The organism is Rhizobium leguminosarum bv. trifolii WSM2297 (assembly GCF_000271845.1).
Window position 1 is genome coordinate 840083 of the sequence record NZ_JH719393.1, and the last position, 19326, is coordinate 859408.

16 protein-coding genes are annotated in these 19326 nt (G+C 60.5%); 13 read left to right on the forward strand and 3 right to left on the reverse strand.

Annotated features, from left to right (window positions below; all coding sequences use genetic code 11):
• Positions 1-145 precede the first annotated feature (145 nt).
• The 13 genes from RLEG4DRAFT_RS07730 to glpK all read left to right on the forward strand — a co-directional run bounded on the left by RLEG4DRAFT_RS07730 (position 146) and on the right by glpK (position 15728).
• Positions 146-3667, forward strand: a complete 3522-nt coding sequence (locus RLEG4DRAFT_RS07730; RefSeq protein WP_003576667.1) for an ATP-binding protein — start codon at positions 146-148, stop codon at positions 3665-3667.
• Positions 3668-3707: 40 nt separating this feature from the next.
• Positions 3708-3968 carry a DUF4242 domain-containing protein gene (locus tag RLEG4DRAFT_RS07735; protein WP_003571824.1) on the forward strand — a complete coding sequence of 87 codons (261 nt, stop codon included), beginning with the start codon at positions 3708-3710 and terminating at the stop codon, positions 3966-3968.
• Between the two features lie 557 nt (positions 3969-4525).
• The gene (locus RLEG4DRAFT_RS07740; protein WP_003576668.1) at positions 4526-4996 is read left to right on the forward strand and encodes an Hsp20 family protein; all 471 of its coding nucleotides are present in this window, start codon (positions 4526-4528) and stop codon (positions 4994-4996) included.
• A gap of 55 nt (positions 4997-5051) precedes the next feature.
• Positions 5052-5285, forward strand: coding sequence for a hypothetical protein (locus tag RLEG4DRAFT_RS07745; protein WP_037093469.1), 234 nt, complete (start codon positions 5052-5054; stop codon positions 5283-5285).
• A gap of 296 nt (positions 5286-5581) precedes the next feature.
• Entirely contained in the window at positions 5582-6355 is a 774-nt protein-coding gene (locus RLEG4DRAFT_RS07755; RefSeq protein ID WP_003576671.1) for a DeoR/GlpR family DNA-binding transcription regulator, read from the forward strand.
• A 120-nt stretch (positions 6356-6475) separates the two neighbouring features.
• Entirely contained in the window at positions 6476-7990 is a 1515-nt protein-coding gene (gene glpD, locus RLEG4DRAFT_RS07760) for a glycerol-3-phosphate dehydrogenase (RefSeq protein ID WP_003576672.1), read from the forward strand.
• Positions 7991-8032: 42 nt separating this feature from the next.
• On the forward strand, positions 8033-9112 hold the full coding sequence (locus tag RLEG4DRAFT_RS07765; RefSeq protein ID WP_003576673.1) for an ABC transporter ATP-binding protein: 1080 nt from the start codon (positions 8033-8035) through the stop codon (positions 9110-9112).
• 9 nt (positions 9113-9121) lie between these two features.
• Entirely contained in the window at positions 9122-10192 is a 1071-nt protein-coding gene (locus tag RLEG4DRAFT_RS07770; protein WP_003576674.1) for an ABC transporter ATP-binding protein, read from the forward strand.
• Between the two features lie 2 nt (positions 10193-10194).
• A complete protein-coding gene (locus RLEG4DRAFT_RS07775; RefSeq protein WP_003571814.1) occupies positions 10195-11061 on the forward strand; it encodes a carbohydrate ABC transporter permease in 867 nt (288 codons plus the stop codon).
• A 1-nt stretch (position 11062) separates the two neighbouring features.
• Positions 11063-11974, forward strand: coding sequence for a carbohydrate ABC transporter permease (locus tag RLEG4DRAFT_RS07780; protein ID WP_003576675.1), 912 nt, complete (start codon positions 11063-11065; stop codon positions 11972-11974).
• Positions 11974-12270, forward strand: coding sequence for a DUF2160 domain-containing protein (locus tag RLEG4DRAFT_RS07785; protein ID WP_003576676.1), 297 nt, complete (start codon positions 11974-11976; stop codon positions 12268-12270). The genes RLEG4DRAFT_RS07780 and RLEG4DRAFT_RS07785 overlap by 1 nt, the downstream gene beginning before the upstream one ends.
• 78 nt (positions 12271-12348) lie before the next feature.
• Positions 12349-14073: an ABC transporter substrate-binding protein gene (locus tag RLEG4DRAFT_RS07790; protein ID WP_003571810.1), complete on the forward strand. Its 1725-nt coding sequence runs from the start codon at positions 12349-12351 to the stop codon at positions 14071-14073.
• A gap of 152 nt (positions 14074-14225) precedes the next feature.
• Entirely contained in the window at positions 14226-15728 is a 1503-nt protein-coding gene (glpK, locus tag RLEG4DRAFT_RS07795) for a glycerol kinase GlpK (protein WP_003576677.1), read from the forward strand.
• A 25-nt stretch (positions 15729-15753) separates the two neighbouring features.
• On the opposite strand, the gene RLEG4DRAFT_RS07800 is transcribed toward glpK, so the two are convergent.
• From RLEG4DRAFT_RS07800 to RLEG4DRAFT_RS07810, 3 genes are read right to left on the reverse strand one after another with little or no spacing between them, the layout of a single operon-like run.
• Positions 15754-16755 carry an ABC transporter permease gene (locus RLEG4DRAFT_RS07800; protein WP_003576678.1) on the reverse strand — a complete coding sequence of 334 codons (1002 nt, stop codon included), beginning with the start codon at positions 16753-16755 and terminating at the stop codon, positions 15754-15756.
• Between the two features lie 2 nt (positions 16756-16757).
• Entirely contained in the window at positions 16758-17777 is a 1020-nt protein-coding gene (locus tag RLEG4DRAFT_RS07805) for an ABC transporter permease (protein ID WP_003576679.1), read from the reverse strand.
• On the reverse strand, positions 17767-19314 hold the full coding sequence (locus RLEG4DRAFT_RS07810; RefSeq protein WP_003576681.1) for a sugar ABC transporter ATP-binding protein: 1548 nt from the start codon (positions 19312-19314) through the stop codon (positions 17767-17769). The genes RLEG4DRAFT_RS07805 and RLEG4DRAFT_RS07810 overlap by 11 nt, the downstream gene beginning before the upstream one ends.
• Between the last annotated feature and the right edge of the window lie 12 nt (positions 19315-19326).

Sequence of the window (19326 nt, forward strand, 5' to 3'; positions counted from 1 at the left end):
AAATGGGATCAAGACGCGGCCCGGTCAACGATCACGGCGTTTAGACCTCCTCGATACCCGTCAAAACGAACAGCTCCTGCGCACAGCGTGGTACGATGCCGGCGTTCGTGGTATTTTTGAGAACGGTGGAGCGGGATCAACGTCGATGCAGACGATTGAGAATTGGCTAGGTCAACTCGGTCTCGGCAAGTACGCCGACGCCTTCATCGAGAATGACGTCGATCTGAGAGCGCTGCCTCATCTTGCCGAATCCGACCTCCAGGAACTCGGCGTCTCGCTTGGGCATCGGAAGATTATTCTGGCTGCCATAGACCGGCTTGCGCATCAAGGTTCCGACGAACAGCCTCCTGCCTCGGCCACTGCTGTATCCGAAGCTGCGGTTGACCGGCGATTGCTTAGCGTGCTGTTCTGCGACCTGGTCGGGTCGACAGCGCTGTCAGCGCAGTTAGACCCGGAAGACATGCACGAGTTGACCCGCCGCTATCAGGAGAGCGTCGCCGGCGCCGTCACGCGCTTCGGGGGCTACGTCGCCAAATATCTCGGAGATGGCGTGCTTGCCTATTTCGGATGGCCGATGGCCTACGAGGATCATGCCGAGCGTTCAATCCGGGCCGGCCTCGAGGCGATGGCCGCCGTCGACGCCCTGCAGTCGCCCAACGCGCAGCAATTGAAGGCTCGCATCGGCATCGCATCCGGGCGCGTGGTCGTTGGCGACACCGACGGCAGCGCGAAGGAACGTGCATCGATCGCCGGAGACACTCCAAACCTGGCCGCACGCCTGCAGGCGGCGGCCGCCCCAGGTCAGATCGTGGTCTCCGACAGCACCCGACGCCTCGCCGGGCAGTCGTTCGAAATCAATAGCCTTGGCACGCGGGAGCTCAAAGGCTTCACTTCGCCCATTGCGCTGTTCGAAGTTCTCGGTCAGCGAGAGGTGGATAGCCGTTTCGAAGCCGCGCATGCGAGCGGGCTTTCGAAATTTGTTGGCCGCGTCAGTGAGATCGGCATGCTGCTCGACCGGTGGGAGTTGGCGAAGGCCGGGCAAGGCCAGGCGGTCTTCCTGTCGGGGGAGGCTGGTATCGGGAAATCGCGCCTTGTCGAGGCTTTCGAAGAGCAGTTGCAAGAGACACAGCATGAACTCATTCGATTGCAGTGTTCGCCCTATCACGTGACATCGGCCTTTTACCCGATCGTCGAGCGACTGAGCCGTGTCGCGTCGTTTTCGCCGGCTGATGACCGGAACACGCGCGTCGAAAAGTTTCTCACCCTGGTTCGCCGCTACGGCGAAAATCCCTCCGAAGTTGGAGCGATCTATGCCGAGCTGCTGTCGCTCGACGTCGGCGACGAGTTTAGGCCGCCGGATCTGTCAGCCCACCAGCGCAAGGAACTTCTCGTCCGCACATTGGTGAACCGTTTGCTGCGTGCGGCGAGGATCGCACCGGTGCTCATGGTTTTCGAGGATGCGCACTGGATGGACCCGTCCACCAGCGAAGTGCTGAGAGAACTCGTGAGCCGGCTTCACGGCGCCGCCGCCCTTGTCGTTGTCACCCATCGACCGGAATGGACCGCGGCCTGGGCAAGCGGCCTGGCGCAGGCGACGACGCTATCCGTCGGGCGCCTGACCAGACAACAGATGCGCGAGCTGATCAAATCCATGGCTTCCGACATTCCCGAACAGCTCGCCGAAAGGATTGCAGAGCGAACGGACGGAGTGCCGCTGTTCGTCGAGGAGTTGACCCGTTCGGTCGTGGAGAGCGGAAAACCGTCGTCGCTTAACGCAGAGATCCCGGACAGCCTGCAAGGCTCGCTGATGACACGTCTCGATCATTTGGCGACGACCGCCAAGGAAATCGCGCAAATTGCCGCCGTCATAGGCAGGGAATTCGATCGGGGCCTTCTTTCCAAGATCACAGGCGTCGACGACCGGGCGCTCGAAAAGGCACTGTACCAGCTCGAGTCCAGCCAGATCGTCGTCGAAGGCGGCGTCTTGCACGATGCTCTCGTTTTTCGACATGCGCTCATTCAGGATGCGGCCTACCAATCGCTCCTCAAGCGGCGCCGGCGCCATTTCCACGAGAAGATCGCCAGGGTGCTCGCCGAACAGTATGACGATGTCGCTGCCACGCAGCCCGAGCTCATCGCCCAGCACTACGGGAAAGCGCAACGGATCGAGCTCGCGCTCCCCTACTGGATGAAGGCGGGAGAACGCGCCCTCGCACAATCAGCCAACTACGAGGCGGTCGACCATTTCCAGAATGCCTTGGCAATCGCAGAGCAGTTGCCTGAAGGACCTGAGCGGCAAAGGGACCTGCTCACCGCCATCCTGAAACTCGGCGACGCTCTATTCGCTGCGGGTCGCATGACGGATTCGTTGGCGAAATACAGGCTGGCCGCCCCATTGGCACGCAAAGCGGCCGACACGCAAGCCTTTGTGCGCGCGGTGATTGGTCTTGACGGCTCCAAATTCCTCTCCTCGAATTCGCTTGCCGAAACGGTGCCGCTTCTTGAGGAAGCCCTCGAGATGGTCGAACCAGCGGATAAGAGTTCACGGTGTCAGCTTCTCAGCCGCCTTGCACGGGCATACACCTACCTGAGCGACAGCAAGAACGCCGCAAAGTGCCATGGTGAAGGTATCGAACTGGCCCGACGAGTTGGCGACAAGACTGCGCTCGTGGAGCTTTCCGCACTGCCATTCCTGACGCCGGCACCCGTCAAGTCCGTTAGCGAGAGAAACGACCGGATCGCTCGCATAGATGAAATAAGACGCCTCGCGGGTGAGATCGACGACGACGATGTGCAAAGCCGAGCGCTTTCAGTCGACGCCTATGTCTCCACGGAGCTCGGGGATCGCGCTCGCGCCGATCGGGCGGTTGACGCGCTGGACGAACTTGGCACCAAACGGCAGCATCTCAACGTCCAGTTCTACGCTCGCATCGCAAGAGCGATGATGGCCATACTCGATGGAAGGTTCGCGGCTGCGGAAGAGCTTGCTGAAGAAGCGCTGAAGCTCGGCATGCAGACCCTTGGCGCTGCGCCCGAGGGCGTTTACGGCATGCAGATGTTCGCGATCCGACGGGAGCAGAGCCGCCTCTCGGAGGTCGCACCGGTCATGAAACTGTTGATTGAGGAACACCCGGAGGAAAGCACCTGGCTGCCAGGTTTTGCGTTGGTTGCCTTTGACCTGGGCTACCGGGATGCGGCCCAACGAAGGTTGAGCGAACTTGCCCGCACGCGCTTCGCCCTTCCGCTTGACGGAAAGCGGAGTGCGTCCCTCTCGTTCCTGACAGAAGTCGCCGCCGGTCTCGGCGACGCGGACGCTGCCAAAACCCTCTATAAGCTTATGCTCGACTACAAGGAGATGACCGTCACGATCGGTATGGCAACCGTTTGCTTCGGCGCGGCCAGCCGCTATCTGGGCGTGTTGGCAGCGGCGCTGGGTGAATTCGACAAAGCGTCGGAGCACTTTGAGCATGCGCTCGAAATGAACGCGGCGATCGGCTCGCGGCCGTGGCTCGCGCACACACAGGCAGATTATGCAGACTTGCTAATGAAAATAGGTAGCCGGGCCGCGATAAAGAGAGCAATGTTGCTATCCGAGGATGCCCGGTCAACCGCAGCCGAGCTGGGAATGGTCCGGCTGCAACAGCGACTGAAGCCAACGATGCACTAAGACCAACAGTTCGCTGCTTTGGTGGGAGGAAGGTCTCGTCATGCCACGCTACATCATTGAAAGAAACTTTGCAGAACAACTCGATCTATCGAAAGAGGGGGTCGAGGAAATCAACCTGATCAACGATCAGGAAGGAGTGAAGTGGATTTTTTCGTTCCTCAGCGCGGACAGAAAAAAGACTTACTGCCTTTACGAGGCGCCCAGTACGCAGGCCATTCTCGCCGCGGCCCGGAGGAACAATGTCCCTGCGGATGTGATCATAGAAGTTAGCGAGGAGATCGGTCCCAATATGTTTGCTTAGCGCTCCTCGGCCAAGCACAGACGTGAGGCGCTTTTTGCGCATGCTGTCTGGTTGGAAGACGCAAAGCGAGATATGCGCCAAATCATAATGGCCGCTCGGGCGGCGAGCGGTCGCTGCGATTGCCGGCGATCTAGTCCTGCCAGGGGCTCGACCTGCCCTGCCAGGCTTCCGATGGGGCCGCGAACGCTGCCAGAAGGGAGTGTTTGTTGGTCGACATCCCCCAGCGTGCTCTCGCCAGACCACCTTCTCGGGCAGGTGCGCGATCGGGTCCTTCCCTAAAAGCTGCGACAGCCGCCCGAGCTTCCAGGCTATCCGATATCGCGATTTTCGTGTCTGCCGAAATCCTTCGTGGCGATGCCCGTAGAGATTGTTCGTCCGACTTCACGAGATGTCCGGTTCGTACAAAGCGCGAAATCGAAAATTTTCTAATGGCAATCTTGAAACCGAAAATGCGGAAAACCAAATCGATGCCGTCGGCAGCCCAGAAGGGGGCCGAAAGCCGGGGACGCAGGTTTCCGCCGCGTTCCTTTCCATCTCGCTTCTAGGAGGTTTTGGTCATGAGAACCGAGTTTGACTTCGCACCGCTCTACCGGTCCAGCATCGGCTTCGACCGTGTTTTTTCGCTGCTCAACAATCCGCAGCGCCTGCAGGCCGCCGACGCCTGGCCGCCCTACGACATCATCAAGGTTGGCGACAACGAGTACCGCATTGTCATGGCGGTCGCCGGCTTCGAGGATGGCGACCTCGACATCGCGCAGGAACGAAACGTGCTTCTCGTCAAGGGCGGCAAGGCCGACGACGTCAAAGTGGAATACCTGCACCGCGGCATCGCCACGCGCGGCTTCGAGCGCCGTTTTGAGCTTGCGGACCATGTGAGCGTGGAAAACGCTTCTCTGAAGAACGGACTGCTGCACATCGAGCTGAAGCGCGAGATTCCGGAGGCGATGAAGCCACGCAAGATCGCGATTGGCCATGGCGCGCCGACACAGGTGCCCCTGCAGATCGAAGGTGAGAAGCAGATCGCGTAAGCGTCGATCGATGGAGGACGCGGGCGAATCCTATGGCGTCGCCCGCGGAAAAACGATGAAAGCCCCCGATTTCGATAAGTCAGATTACTTCGGCGCTGCCGACCTGCGTGTCTGCCAGAGTGTTTTCGACATCGTCGCGTCAGAAGCAGGAGTGGAGCCGACGTCCGAGGAGGGCGAGCGCATCGCCGCCATTCTCGTGCAGCTCTATCGCCAAGGAGTGAAAGAGCCAGACAGCTTGCGGATTATGGTTGAGGCCGCCCGCGGAATTAATCGTCCAAGAGCTGCGTAAAGGATGGGACGCCGCACGACAGCGGCGTCCTTCGTCCGCCTGATTATATCCGTCACCTTCCTTGGCGGCCCGTCGGAGCGGATACGTCCGGTGGCGTCGATCCTTGCGTTGATCGCAAAGCCGCATATCGTCGTGGCTTGGCTACCCCAGGTTGTCCGTGACGCAAGGTTTAAAGTGATGAGTTTTGCATGACAAAAAGGGCGAGTTCCGCTGAAATGCCGAGAGCAGGTGACAGATAGGCATTGCGCAGGCGTTCACTTTCTTTAAAACGAAAGTAGATCGAAAGGTGCGTGCTCATGTTCTTGACCGACCGGCAAACGGAAATCGTCGCAATAGCGAAATCGAGCGGCAGGGTCCTGGTCGAGGAGCTCGCTTCCCGCTTTTCGGTGACGCCGCAGACGATCCGCAAGGACTTGAACGATCTCTGCGATGCGCAGGTGCTGACACGCATCCATGGCGGCGCCACATTCCCGAGCGGCACCGAAAACGTCAAATACGAGGCGCGCCGTCAGATCGCCGCTTCCGAGAAACAGGCGATCGGCATGGCTGCGGTCGAACTGATCCCGAGCGGCGCCTCGCTTTTCATCAATATCGGGACGACGACCGAGGCGGTGGGCGAGGCGCTCGCCAATCATCACGAGTTGATGGTCATCACCAATAACATCAACGTCGCCAATAGGTTGCGCTTGCTGCCGGCGATCGAGGTGGTGATCGCCGGCGGGGTCGTGCGCGGCTCGGACGGCGGCATTGTCGGCGAGGCGGCCGTCGATTTCATCCGCCAGTTCAAGGTCGATTACGCCGTGATCGGCGCGTCGGCGATCGATATGGACGGCGCGCTGCTCGACTATGATTTTCGTGAGGTCAAGGTCGCCCAGGCGATCATCGCCAATGCCCGGCATGTCATTCTCGTTGCCGATTCGACCAAGTTCGAGCGCACAGCACCGGTCAGGATTGGCCAGCTTTCGCAGGTTCATACCTTCATCACCGATCACTGTCCGGCGCCGTCGATCCGCAATCTCTGCCTCGAAAATAATGTGAAGCTGATCGAAACGAACGCAAGATCACACTAGGTCGCCAAGCCGCGGCAAACATTCGTTTGACATTCGTATCTCTTTCGTTTTAACTGCTGTTACTTTCGCAATTGCGCAAGTTTTGTGCGATGCGAAATCGGCATTGGGCTCGGAGGGGTAATGGGCCGGGAGATTCACGACATATTCGTCATCGGAGGCGGCATCAACGGCTGCGGCATTGCGCGCGATGCCGTCGGCCGCGGTTATTCCGTGGCGCTGGCGGAGATGAACGATTTTGCCTCCGGCACCTCGTCGGGCGCCACCAAGCTGATCCATGGCGGCCTGCGTTATCTCGAGCATTACGAGTTCCGCCTGGTGCGTGAATCGCTGATGGAGCGCGAGATCCTCTGGGCGATGGCGCCGCACATCATCTGGCCGCTGCGCTTCGTGCTGCCCTACCACAAGGGCGGTATCCGCCCGGCCTGGCTGATCCGCCTCGGCCTGTTTCTCTACGACCATCTCGGCGGCCGCAAGCTGCTGCCGGCGACATCGGTGCTCGACATGCGCCGCGATCCGGCCGGCAAGCCGCTGAAGGCGCTGTTTGCCAAAGCTTTCGAATATTCCGACGGCTGGGTCGACGATGCCCGCATGGTGGTGCTGAACGCCCGCGACGCCGCCGACAAGGGGGCGACGATCATGCCCCGCACCAAAGTGGTGTCGGCAAGGCGCGAGAATGGCCTGTGGCAGATCGAGACGACCGATACGGTCACCGGCCATAACGACAGCCATCAGGCAAGGATGCTGGTCAATGCCGCCGGTCCCTGGGTCGATCATGTCATCCGTTCCGCCTTCGGCCAGAACGAAGCCCATCATGTCCGCCTCGTCCAGGGCAGCCACATCATCGTCAAGAAGAAGTTCGACGATCCGCGTGCCTATTTCTTCCAGAATCCCGACAACCGCATCATCTTCGCCATCCCCTATGAGGGCGACTTCACGCTGATCGGCACCACCGACCGCGATTACACCGCCGATCCCAAGGATGTCCGGATCTCCGAGGAGGAGACCGTCTATCTCTGCAATGCGGCGTCGGAATATTTCAAGGAGCCGGTCAGACCTGAGGATATCGTCTGGACCTATTCGGCCGTCAGGCCGCTTTATGACGACGGCGCCTCGAAGGCGCAGGAGGCAACGCGCGATTACGTGCTGAAGCTGGAAGGCGAGGGGAGTGCTGCGCCGCTGCTCAACGTGTTCGGCGGCAAGCTCACCACCTATCGCCGGCTTTCCGAACATGCGCTGGAAAAGATCGGTGCCGCAATCGGCGTCAAGGGCGCCCCGTGGACGGCAAATAGCCATCTGCCGGGCGGCGATTTTCCAGTCAAGGGTTACGAGGCCGAGGTCGCCAGGCTGAAACGGCGTTATCCGTTCCTGACGGATTCGCATGCTCGCCGACTGGTGCGCCGCTACGGCACCAAGGCCGAGATGCTGCTGGGCGACGCCAGCGGGGCCGAGGACCTTGGACGGCTGTTCGGCGGCGATCTCTACGAGGCCGAAGTCAAATACCTCGTCGAACATGAATGGGCCCGGCACGGCGAAGACGTGCTGTGGAGGAGAACAAAGGATGGTCTGCGCCTTTCCAAGGAGCAGGCTCAGTCACTGGAGGAGTACATGGCTGCCATACCGGCAATGGCCGGATAAGGCGACGTGTGGTCCCCGCTGCGTGGAGGCACGGGAATCGGAATGCTGGAACTGCGAAACGCCGCCAAGATGGTGGGCGCGGACTATCATATCTATCCGACCGATCTGGTTCTCGAGCGCGGCACGCTGAACGTGCTGCTCGGGCCGACGCTGTCTGGCAAGACATCGCTGATGCGGCTGATGGCCGGCCTCGATCGTCCCACAGGCGGCTCGGTGCATTTCGACGGCGCCGATGTCACCGGCATGCCGGTGCAGAAGCGCAACGTCGCCATGGTCTACCAGCAATTCATCAACTATCCGGCGCTGACCGTTTATGAGAACATCGCGTCGCCAATGCGCATCTCCGGCAAGGATGCCGCAACGATCGACCGTGACGTGCGCAAGGCGGCAGAGCTTTTGAAGCTGACGCCCTATCTCGATCGCACGCCGCTCAATCTGTCCGGCGGTCAGCAGCAGCGCACCGCGTTGGCGCGCGCCCTTGTCAAGAATGCCAGCCTTGTGCTGATGGACGAGCCGCTCGCCAATCTCGACTACAAGCTGCGCGAGGAACTGCGGCAGGAATTGCCGCGCATCTTCGCCCAGTCCGGCGCGATCTTCGTCTATGCCACGACGGAACCCTCCGAAGCCTTGTTGCTAGGCGGCAATACGGCTGCGCTCAACGAGGGCCGGATCACACAGTTCGGCCCGACGATCGAGGTCTACCGCAATCCAATCGATCTGACGACGGCGAAAACCTTCGCCGATCCGCCGTTGAATTTTATTGATCTGGTCAAATCGGCAGGCAAATTCCTGCGCGACGGCGCTGTGATTTTTGCCGTGCCGCCGCATCTTCAGAACGTGCCGGACGGGCCGGCAACGATCGCTTTTCACCCGCATCATCTTGCACCCACCGCCCAGACGGATGATTCGGCGCGGCTGACAGCACGGACCCAGATTTCGGAGATCACCGGGTCGGAAAGTTTCGTGCATCTGCAATTTGCCGACACCCGCTGGGTCATGCTTGCGCACGGCATTCACAATATCGACCCGGACACGGACATCTCCGTTTTCATCGATACGCGCCATCTGATGGCATTCGGCGCGGACGGCCAGGCGATCACCACTGCCAGGCAGAGGGGCTAGGAGAAGATCATGGCACGTATCACCCTCGATCATATTCGACACGCCTATGGGCCGAACCCGAAGAGCGAGAAGGACTACGCTCTCAAGGAAGTGCATCACGAGTGGAACGATGGCGGCGCCTATGCGCTGCTTGGACCTTCGGGCTGCGGAAAGACCTCGCTGCTTAATATCATTTCCGGCCTTATTCAGCCGTCCGAAGGGCGTATCCTGTTTGATGGACAGGATGTCACGAACCTGCCAACACAGCAGCGAAATATTGCGCAGGTATTCCAGTTTCCGGTCATCTACGACACGATGACCGTCTATGACAATCTGGCTTTCCCCTTGCGCAACCGCGGGGTCGCGGAGGCGGATGTTGATCGTCGTGTCCGCGAAATATTGGAGATGATTGATCTTGCAGACTGGGCGAAGCGGCGCGCCCGCGGTTTGACGGCGGACCAAAAGCAGAAGATTTCGCTCGGCCGCGGCCTGGTGCGCTCGGATGTGAACGCGATTCTCTTCGATGAGCCGCTCACTGTTATCGATCCGCATATGAAATGGGTGCTGCGATCGCAGCTGAAGCGGCTGCACAAGCAGTTCGGTTTTACGATGGTCTATGTCACACATGACCAGACGGAGGCGCTGACCTTCGCCGACAAGGTGGTGGTGATGTACGATGGCGAGATCGTGCAGATCGGCACGCCGGCCGAACTCTTCGAGCGTCCGAGCCATACCTTCGTCGGCTACTTCATCGGTTCGCCGGGCATGAATTTCATGCCGGCAAAGGTAGAAGGCAGCACGGTTCGGGTCGGTGATCACGCGCTGTCGCTCGACTATGCGCCAAAGACTTCGCAGGCGGCCAAGGTAGAGCTTGGAATCCGGCCCGAGTTTATCAGGGTCGGCCGCGAGGGCATGCCTGTGACGGTCAGCAAGGTGGAAGATATCGGCCGGCAGAGGATCGTCCGCGCCCAGTTTGCCGGCCAGCCGATCGCGATCGTCATCCCTGAAGACGGGGAGATTCCGGCTGATCCCAGGGTGACCTTTGAGCCATCGGCGATCAGCATTTATGCAGACTCTTGGCGCGCCGGACGGGAGGCTTGATCATGGAAAAAACCTGGAACAACAAAGCCTGGTTTCTGGTTCTGCCGGTCCTCGTGCTGGTGGCGTTCTCAGCTGTCATTCCCTTGATGACGGTCGTGAATTATTCCGTCCAGGACACTTTCGGAAACAACCAGTTCTTCTGGAACGGAACGGATTGGTTTACCGAAATCCTGCATTCCGACCGGTTCTGGGCCGCCCTGCAGCGAAACCTGATTTTTTCGTTGATCATTCTCGCTCTTGAGATTCCGCTCGGTATCTTCATTGCGCTCAACATGCCGAAATCAGGCATCGGCGTGCCGGTGTGCCTGGTTCTGATGGCACTGCCACTGCTGATCCCGTGGAACGTTGTCGGCACGATCTGGCAGGTGTTCGGCCGCAACGACATTGGGTTGTTCGGCTATTATATCAATGCCATCGGCTTCGATTACAACTATGTGCAGGATCCGCTCGACGCCTGGGTCACGATCATCATCATGGATGTCTGGCACTGGACGAGCCTGGTCGTCTTGCTCTGCTATGCCGGCCTCGTTTCCATTCCGGATGCTTTTTATCAGGCAGCCAAGATCGACGGTGCGTCCCGTTGGGCGGTGTTCCGCTATATCCAGCTGCCGAAGATGAAGCGTGTTCTTCTGATCGCCGTGCTGCTGCGTTTCATGGATAGTTTCATGATCTACACCGAACCGTTTGTCGTCACGGGCGGCGGTCCGGGCAACTCGACCACTTTCCTGTCGATCGATCTGGTCAAGACCGCGCTCGGACAGTTCGACCTCGGTCCGGCCGCTGCCATGTCGCTGATTTATTTCCTGATCATCCTGCTGCTTTCGTGGGTGTTCTACACCGTCATGACAAGCCACGACGCGGAGAATTGAAATGAGCGCCTCCAACGAAACGACAGCGAGCCGAAAGATCTCAGGCGTTACCAGTGTCGCAAGCGGTCTCTCCTCCGATGAAGTCAGCCGTCTGATGCGCCGGCGCGGCGAGGAATCGCGGTGGTGGTGGCTGGTTCCGACGATCTATATCATCGTGCTCCTGCTGCCGATCTATTGGCTCGTCAACATGAGCTTCAAGACCAACGCGGAAATCGTCAATTCTCTGACGCTTTATCCTCATAACCCGACAATCGCTAATTACGTGACGATCTTCACGGAGAAGGCGTGGTATTCCGGCTATATCAATTCCATCACCTATGTCGTCATGAACATGGTGATCTCGGTGGCAGCGGCGCTGCCGGCGGCCTATGCCTTCTCCCGGTATCGGTTCCTCGGCGACAAGCACCTGTTCTTCTGGTTGCTGACGAACCGGATGGCGCCGCCGGCAGTTTTTGCCCTGCCGTTCTTCCAGCTCTACTCGGCCTTTGGACTGATCGACACGCATATCGCGGTGGCGCTTGCCCACTGCTTGTTCAACGTGCCGCTGGCGGTCTGGATCCTTGAAGGCTTCATGTCCGGGGTGCCGAAGGAAATCGACGAGACGGCCTATATCGATGGCTACTCGTTCCCGCGGTTTTTCCTGAAGATATTCACGCCGCTGATTGCGAGCGGCATAGGTGTCGCCTGCTTCTTCTGCTTCATGTTCTCCTGGGTCGAGCTGCTGATCGCACGAACGCTGACGACGACAGACGCGAAGCCGATCGCTGCCACCATGACCCGTACCGTCTCTGCATCCGGCATGGATTGGGGTCTGCTGGCCGCCGCAGGTGTTCTGACCTTGATCCCGGGGGCGCTGGTGATCTGGTTTGTGCGTAATTACATCGCCAAGGGCTTCGCCCTGGGGAGGGTTTGATGAGCTTTTCGCTTCCCGATTTTTCATGGATGGCGTGGACGTGGCCGACGGCTGCTTTCTTCATCGTCATCGTATTGCTGCTGATTGGTATGGGGGCATGGGAGTATGCCGTGCCGGGCGGCAATCCGCGGATCGGAATCCTGCGCTTCGAGACGACGCGCGGGGACCGGCTTTTCCTTTCGCTGCTCGGCAGCGCCTTTATCCATCTTGCCTGGCTCGGTCTCGTTGGATCAAGCCTCTGGTGGGCTCTTGCTCTCTCCGTTGTCTACGCCGTCGGCGTATTCCGTTACGTGTGAGCAAACTGATGCAGATGGCCGGGGGTTTCTGGCCGCCTGATACGTGAAGACTGCAATCGCAAACCCTGGGAGGATATCATGCGAAGGCATTTATTGACGACGACAGCAGCGGTACTGCTGGCCATGACCGGGTCGGCCTATGCCGGCATGGACGAGGCAAAGACGTTCCTGGATAAAGAGATCGGCGACGTGTCGACGCTCTCTCGCGCTGACCAGGAAAAGGAAATGCAGTGGTTCATCGATGCTGCAAAGCCCCTCCAGGGGATGGACATCAAGGTTGTTTCTGAAACCTTGACCACTCACCAGTACGAGTCCCAGGTGCTGGCTCCGGCCTTTACGGCAATCACCGGGATCAAGGTCACGCACGACGTCATTCAGGAAGGTGACGTTGTCGAGAAGATCCAGACCCAGATGCAGACCGGTCAGAACCTTTATGACGGCTGGGTCAACGACTCCGACTTGATCGGTACGCATTGGCGTTATCAGCAGGTGCGCAACCTGACCGACTGGATGGCCGGCGAAGGCAAGGACGTTACCAACCCCGGCCTCGATATCGACGACTTCATTGGCACCAAGTTTACCACGGCACCGGACAAGAAGCTTTATCAACTTCCCGACCAGCAGTTCGCCAACCTCTACTGGTTCCGCTACGACTGGTTCAACGACGAGAAGAACAAGGCCGATTTCAAGGCAAAATACGGCTACGATCTCGGCGTTCCGGTCAACTGGTCGGCCTATGAGGACATTGCCGAATTCTTTACCGGCCGCGATGTGAACGGCAAGAAGGTCTTCGGCCATATGGACTACGGCAAGAAGGACCCGTCGCTCGGCTGGCGCTTCACCGATGCCTGGTTGTCGATGGCCGGCAACGGCGACAAGGGCCTGCCGAACGGTCTTCCGGTCGATGAATGGGGCATCAAGGTCGACGAGAAGTCGCGCCCGGTCGGATCATGCGTTGCCCGTGGTGGTGACACCAACGGCCCAGCGTCCGTCTACTCGATCCAGAAGTATCTCGATTGGTTGAAGGCCTATGCTCCGCCGGAAGCTCAGGGCATGACCTTCTCGGAATCCGGTCCGGTGCCGGCACAGGGTAACGTCGCGCAGCAAATCTTCTGGTACACCGCATTTACCGCAGACATGGTCAAGCCTGGCCTGCCTGTCATGAATGAAGACGGGACGCCGAAATGGCGCATGGCGCCGAGCCCGCATGGCGTTTACTGGAAAGACGGCATGAAGCTCGGTTATCAGGACGTCGGTTCCTGGACGCTGATGAAATCGACGCCGACGGATCGCGCGAAAGCCGCCTGGCTCTATGCACAGTTCGTGACTTCCAAGACGGTCGACGTGAAGAAGAGCCAGCTCGGTCTTACCTTCATCCGCGAATCCACCATTCGCGACAAGAGCTTTACGGAGCGCGCTCCGAAGCTCGGCGGTCTGATCGAGTTCTATCGTTCGCCGGCTCGTGTTCAGTGGTCGCCAACCGGCACCAACGTTCCCGATTATCCGAAGCTGGCTCAGCTTTGGTGGCAGGCTATCGGTGACGCCGCTGCCGGCGCCAAGACGCCGCAGGAAGCCATGGATTCTCTTTGCGGCGAGCAGGAGAAGGTCATGGGTCGCATCGAGAAATCGGGCGTCCAGGGCGATATCGGACCGAAACTCGCCGAAGAGCATGATCTCGACTACTGGAACAAGGATGCTGTTGCAAAGGGCAATCTTGCGCCGCAGCTGAAGATCGAGAACGAGAAGGAAAAGCCGGTCACGGTCAACTACGACGAACTCGTCAAGAGCTGGCAGTCGAAGTAAGGCGGACCTTGGCCGGAGGCAACGAGACTTCCGGCCACCACATCTAGCCACCGGCATCCAGCCGGTGGCACCCACAATCTTTCTCTCATGAAACGTCCGAGTCCTGCCGACCAACTGCAGGCTGAGCGATTTCGTGCGAGCCGGAGACGGATATGAGCGGCTATATTCTTTCAATCGACCAGGGCACGACGTCGTCGCGCGCGATCATTTTCGATGGTGACATGAAAATGGCCGGCTCGGCGCAGACGGAGATCACCCAATATTATCCGCAGCCCGGATGGGTTGAACATGACGCCGCCGAAATCTGGCAGTCGGTTGTCGACACTGCGCGCAAGGCGATCACTGACGCCGGTCTTGATGCCGCCGACATTGCCGCGATCGGCATCACCAATCAGCGCGAAACAGCTGTCGTCTGGGACCGCAGCTCAGGAACGCCGCTTCACCGCGCGATCGTCTGGCAGGATAGGCGCACGGCCGAAATGTGCGAGAGTCTGAAGGCCGACGGATATGAGAAGCTGTTCAGCGCCAAGACCGGCCTGCTGCTCGATCCCTACTTCTCCGGAACCAAGCTGCGCTGGCTGCTCGACAATGTAGGAGGCCTGCGGGAGAAGGCAGAGGCGGGCGAGGTCTGCTTCGGCACGATCGACAGCTGGCTGATCTACAGGCTGACGGATGGTCGCGTGCATGCCACCGATGCGACCAATGCTTCGCGAACGCTGCTCTACAACATCGATGACGGCGCCTGGGACGAAGAGCTTCTCGGCATTCTTGGCATTCCTTCTGCCATGCTTCCGGAGGTCAAGGAATGCGCCGACGATTTCGGCCGCGTTGACAAGGCTCTGCTGGGTGCCGAGCTTCCGATCCTCGGCGTTGCCGGTGACCAGCAGGCGGCCGCCGTCGGCAATGCCTGCTTCGATCCCGGCATGATGAAATCCACTTATGGCACCGGCTGCTTCGCCCTCTTGAACACTGGCAAGGACCGTGTTTCCTCCTCCAACCGGATGCTGACGACCATTGCCTGCCGCCTCGACGGCGAGACGACCTATGCGCTCGAGGGTTCGATCTTTATCGCCGGTGCCGCAGTGCAATGGCTGCGCGACGGCCTCGGCATCATCGATCAGGCGTCGCAGGCTGGGGTGCTTGCGGCCAAGGCCGATCCCGAACAGCAGGTCTATATCGTCCCGGCCTTCACCGGCCTTGGCGCGCCCTATTGGGATCCGGCTGCACGCGGCGCGATCTTCGGCCTGACTAGAAACAGCGGGCCGGCGGAATTTGCCCGCGCCGTGCTCGAATCCGTCGCCTATCAGACGCTCGACCTGCTGGTGGCGATGAAGAAGGACTGGGGCGTCAACCAGCTGGAAACCGTGCTGCGCGTCGATGGCGGTATGGCGGCTTCTGACTGGACGATGCAGTGCCTGGCCGACATGACCGGAAATCCCGTCGACCGCTCGGCGATCCGCGAGACGACGGCGCTGGGAGCCGCCTGGCTTGCCGGCTCGAAAGCCGGCATCTGGCCCGGCAAGCAGGATTTCGCCAAAGCCTGGGCCTGCGACCGCCGCTTCAGTCCCTCGATGGAGGAGACCGAGCGCCAGGCGAAAATCATCGGCTGGAAGAATGCCGTCTCGCGAATGATTTCCGACGCCTCAGTGGGCTGACACGTATCCTCGCTACGGCTTCCTCTTATGCGCTGCCGGCGGCCTTCCTGTTGAGGAAGCTCAGCGCGAGCACGGCGAAGATCAGTGTTCCCGTGCCGACCTGCTGCCAGTAGAAGTTCAGATCGGTGAGCAGCAGCCCGTTGGCGACGATGCTGAGCAGCAGCGCGCCGAGAACGGTCCCGCCGACGTTCGGCCGCCCGAGTGGGCTGAGCGTCGTGCCGATGAAGGTGGCGCCGATGGCGTTCAGCAGAAAGGCATTGCCCGAGGAGGGGATGTAGGTGGTGACCGTCGCAGTCAGGATCAGGCCGGCGATTGCCGCGATCAACCCGACCAGAATGAAGGTCACGGCGACATGGGCTGGTGCGGCAATGCCGGAATAGCGCACGACGCCCGGCTGGATGCCGATCGACAGAATGACGCGGCCGAACCGGGTGCGGGCAAAAACGACCGCGGCGGCGGTGATGACGACAGTAGCAACGGCAAGCGGCACCGGAAAGCCGGCGATGGCGCCGTGGCCGAGAAAACGGAAGGCTTCCGGCACGCCGTTCGGCGGAAGATAGACCGGATTGCCGCCATTGGTCAGCAATTGCTGGACGCTGCGGCCGATGAACAGCGTGCCGAGCGTGGCGAGGAATGGCGACACGCCGATCCCGGAAATCAAAAGCGCGTTGAAGGCGCCGACGAACGCCCCGGCCGCCAGCCCCGCGAGTGCGGCGATCGCCACCGGCTGGCCGGCAAGCACCAGCGAGACGAAGGCGAAACTGGCAAAATCCATCGCGGTTCCCACCGAGAGATCGATGCCACCCGATGCGACGGCAAAGGTCATGGCGATAGACACGATGGCAAGCAGCGTGAAATTATTGACCAGGATGCTTTGCAGGTTCGCAGGCGTCATGAAGGTCGGCGTTGCCACGGAAAAGGCGGCAAAGACCGCGACCAAAGCCAGGATCAGCCCATAGCGCACCAGGCCGCCGGCGATAAGACGCGGCAAGCCGATGGATGCGGGGCTCGGGGTCTGGAGCGACATGATCAGGCCTCCTGTCGGCGCAACAGCGTGGTCGCGGAGACCACGATCAGAATAAGCACGCCCTGGACACCGCTGACCAGCGTGCTCGAAATGTTCAGCAGCTGGAAACCGTTGATGAGGAAGCCGACCAGCAGAGCTGACAGCAGCGTCCCGGGGACCGTCGGAACCAGCCGGCGCGAAAAGACCGAGCCGAGCAGGGCGGTCACGACGACGGGCAACAGCATCTCGCCGGAGCCGGTCGTGCTGCCGCTCAGATAGGAAACGGAGAGGATACCGGCGATGCCACCGGTGACGCCGCTGGCGACGAAGGCGCCGGCGAGCAGGCGGCGAAGCGGCAGACCGGCCGCTCGCGCCGCGTCCGGAAACTCACCGACGGCATAAAGGCGCAGGCCGAGCGGGGTGTGCTGGACGACCGCTGCTGTGATCGCCGTGAAACCCAGGAGCACATAGGCGAGAACAGGAATGCCGAAAGCGTCCGAGGCCGAAAGCAAGGAGAGGAAGGGCGTGGAGGCGGGCAGGACGGTATTTCCGGTCAGCACCAATTCAAGGCCAGCGACGATATTCATCACGGCGAGCGTGGCGAGCAGCGGCACGATGCCGGCATAGACGACGGCAATGGCATTGACCGTGCCGATCAGTGTGCCGGTCAGGATCGCCGCTGCAATTGCTGTCACATCGCCATAGCCGAGTTGCATCACGCTCGCATAGACGGCGGCGCTGAGGCCCATATTGGCGGCCACCGACAGATCGATACCACCGGTGACGACATTGGAGCCGCCGGCAATCAGCACGACCGTCAGCCCGATGGCCAACACGCCCGAGATGGCGGATTGACCGAGCACATTGCCGATATTGCCGATGCTGAGGAAATAGGGTGCGGTCAGCGAGAAGATGATGAGGATGACGGCAAAGGTGACCAGCGATCCGAAACGCAATGCCGTCGCGCCAATATTGCCGGCCGGGCGGTGAGGCGGTTCTGCGGCTGAAAAGCCGGAAGGCGCAAATTCCACTTCAGCCGACATGGCGTTGTCTCTCCGATGATCCCGTCGATTGAGCCAGCACGGCATCCGCAGTGGTCTCCGACGAGATGAATTCCCGCACCACGCGCCCGCGGAAGAGCACCAGGATGCGATCGGTGATGCCGACGAGTTCGGGCAGATCCGAAGACAGCACGATGACGCCGGCGCCGCGCGCCGCGAGTTCGCCGATCAGCGTATAGATCTCGACCTTGGAGCCGATATCGACGCCGACCGTCGGCTCGTCGAGGAGATAGACCTCCGAATGGCGGCTCAGCCATTTGGCGATGGCCACCTTCTGCTGGTTGCCGCCTGAAAGCGTGCGCAGCAAAGCGTCGCGTCCGTTGGTTTTCACCTGAAGCCGGGTGATCAGGGCATCGACCTCGCGCCGCTCGCGTTTGCGATCGAGAAAGCCGAACCGCGTGAAGCGGCCAAGGCTGGAAAGGCTGGTATTTTCTCCAACGCTGAGGTCGAGTGCGACGCCGTGGCGACGTCGATCTTCCGGCACCAGCGCGATCTCGTGGCCGGCAGCCTGCCTCGGATTGGCAAAACGGACAGGTTTGCCGTTGATCTCGATGCGGCCGGACGCTGGTGTCTCCAGACCGAAGAGGGTGCGCACCAGCTCCTTGGCGCCGGAGCCGAGCAGGCCGGTGAGTCCGAGCACCTCGCCGCGGCGGAGCGTGAAACTGATGTGGCTGTATTTTCCCGGCGCCGACAGCTGCTCGACCTTCAGGATTTCTTCGCCCGGGGTGACTTCAGGCTTCGGAAACATGTCCTTGATGCCGCGTTCGACCATCAGCCGGGCAATCGCTGCGGCAGAGGTCTCGCCGATCGGCACGGAGCCAACGTCCTGTCCGTTGCGCAGAACGGTGACGTGGTCGCAGAGCTCTTCGATTTCGTTGAGATAATGCGAGATATAGATGATGGTGACGCCTTCGTCGCGCAGGCGACGGATCAGCCGGAAGAGGATATCGGCCTCGCGGCGCACCAGTGCAGCCGTCGGTTCGTCGAAGACGAGCACCTTGGGCTGATTGAGGAGCGCACGGGTGATCTGGACGATCTGCTTTTCGGCAGTCGACAATTCGCCGATCAGGGCGGCGTTCGGCAATCGGATGCCGAAATAGTCGTTGAGAATGGCAGAGGCGCGGCGCTGCATCAGACGCCGGTCGAGAAACGGCGTGCCCGCAATGCTGGGTTCCCGGCCGAGAAACAGAGCTTCGCCGACGGTGAAGGTCGACACCAGCAACCGGTCCTGGTGAATGAAGTGGATGCCGAGCTCTTCGGCGAGATGCGGCGTCAACCGGTCGAATGCCTGTCCTTCGATCTCGATCCGGCCGCCATCCGGCCGGTGAAGGCCGGCCAGCAGCTTGATCAGCGTCGACTTGCCGGCGCCATTCTGGCCGACAAGTCCGTGGATGGTTCCGCGCCTGACGATCAGCGACGCACCGGCCAGCGCTTGCGCGCCGCCGAAGTGCTTGACGATGCCTTCGAAGCGGATGATGTCGGCTGCCGTCACCGGCTGCGTTAACGAAATGGCCGTCATGTCGATCTCTCC

What these genes read in the sequence shown, in the direction of transcription:
- RLEG4DRAFT_RS07730 (WP_003576667.1), top strand. Translation starts at nt 146, where the DNA reads ATGCAGACGATTGAGAATTGGCTAGGTCAACTCGGTCTCGGCAAGTAC.
- RLEG4DRAFT_RS07735 (WP_003571824.1), top strand. Translation starts at nt 3,708, where the DNA reads ATGCCACGCTACATCATTGAAAGAAACTTTGCAGAACAACTCGATCTA.
- RLEG4DRAFT_RS07740 (WP_003576668.1), top strand. Translation starts at nt 4,526, where the DNA reads ATGAGAACCGAGTTTGACTTCGCACCGCTCTACCGGTCCAGCATCGGC.
- RLEG4DRAFT_RS07745 (WP_037093469.1), top strand. Translation starts at nt 5,052, where the DNA reads ATGAAAGCCCCCGATTTCGATAAGTCAGATTACTTCGGCGCTGCCGAC.
- RLEG4DRAFT_RS07755 (WP_003576671.1), top strand. Translation starts at nt 5,582, where the DNA reads ATGTTCTTGACCGACCGGCAAACGGAAATCGTCGCAATAGCGAAATCG.
- glpD (WP_003576672.1), top strand. Translation starts at nt 6,476, where the DNA reads ATGGGCCGGGAGATTCACGACATATTCGTCATCGGAGGCGGCATCAAC.
- RLEG4DRAFT_RS07765 (WP_003576673.1), top strand. Translation starts at nt 8,033, where the DNA reads ATGCTGGAACTGCGAAACGCCGCCAAGATGGTGGGCGCGGACTATCAT.
- RLEG4DRAFT_RS07770 (WP_003576674.1), top strand. Translation starts at nt 9,122, where the DNA reads ATGGCACGTATCACCCTCGATCATATTCGACACGCCTATGGGCCGAAC.
- RLEG4DRAFT_RS07775 (WP_003571814.1), top strand. Translation starts at nt 10,195, where the DNA reads ATGGAAAAAACCTGGAACAACAAAGCCTGGTTTCTGGTTCTGCCGGTC.
- RLEG4DRAFT_RS07780 (WP_003576675.1), top strand. Translation starts at nt 11,063, where the DNA reads ATGAGCGCCTCCAACGAAACGACAGCGAGCCGAAAGATCTCAGGCGTT.
- RLEG4DRAFT_RS07785 (WP_003576676.1), top strand. Translation starts at nt 11,974, where the DNA reads ATGAGCTTTTCGCTTCCCGATTTTTCATGGATGGCGTGGACGTGGCCG.
- RLEG4DRAFT_RS07790 (WP_003571810.1), top strand. Translation starts at nt 12,349, where the DNA reads ATGCGAAGGCATTTATTGACGACGACAGCAGCGGTACTGCTGGCCATG.
- glpK (WP_003576677.1), top strand. Translation starts at nt 14,226, where the DNA reads ATGAGCGGCTATATTCTTTCAATCGACCAGGGCACGACGTCGTCGCGC.
- RLEG4DRAFT_RS07800 (WP_003576678.1), bottom strand. Translation starts at nt 16,755, where the DNA reads ATGTCGCTCCAGACCCCGAGCCCCGCATCCATCGGCTTGCCGCGTCTT.
- RLEG4DRAFT_RS07805 (WP_003576679.1), bottom strand. Translation starts at nt 17,777, where the DNA reads ATGTCGGCTGAAGTGGAATTTGCGCCTTCCGGCTTTTCAGCCGCAGAA.
- RLEG4DRAFT_RS07810 (WP_003576681.1), bottom strand. Translation starts at nt 19,314, where the DNA reads ATGACGGCCATTTCGTTAACGCAGCCGGTGACGGCAGCCGACATCATC.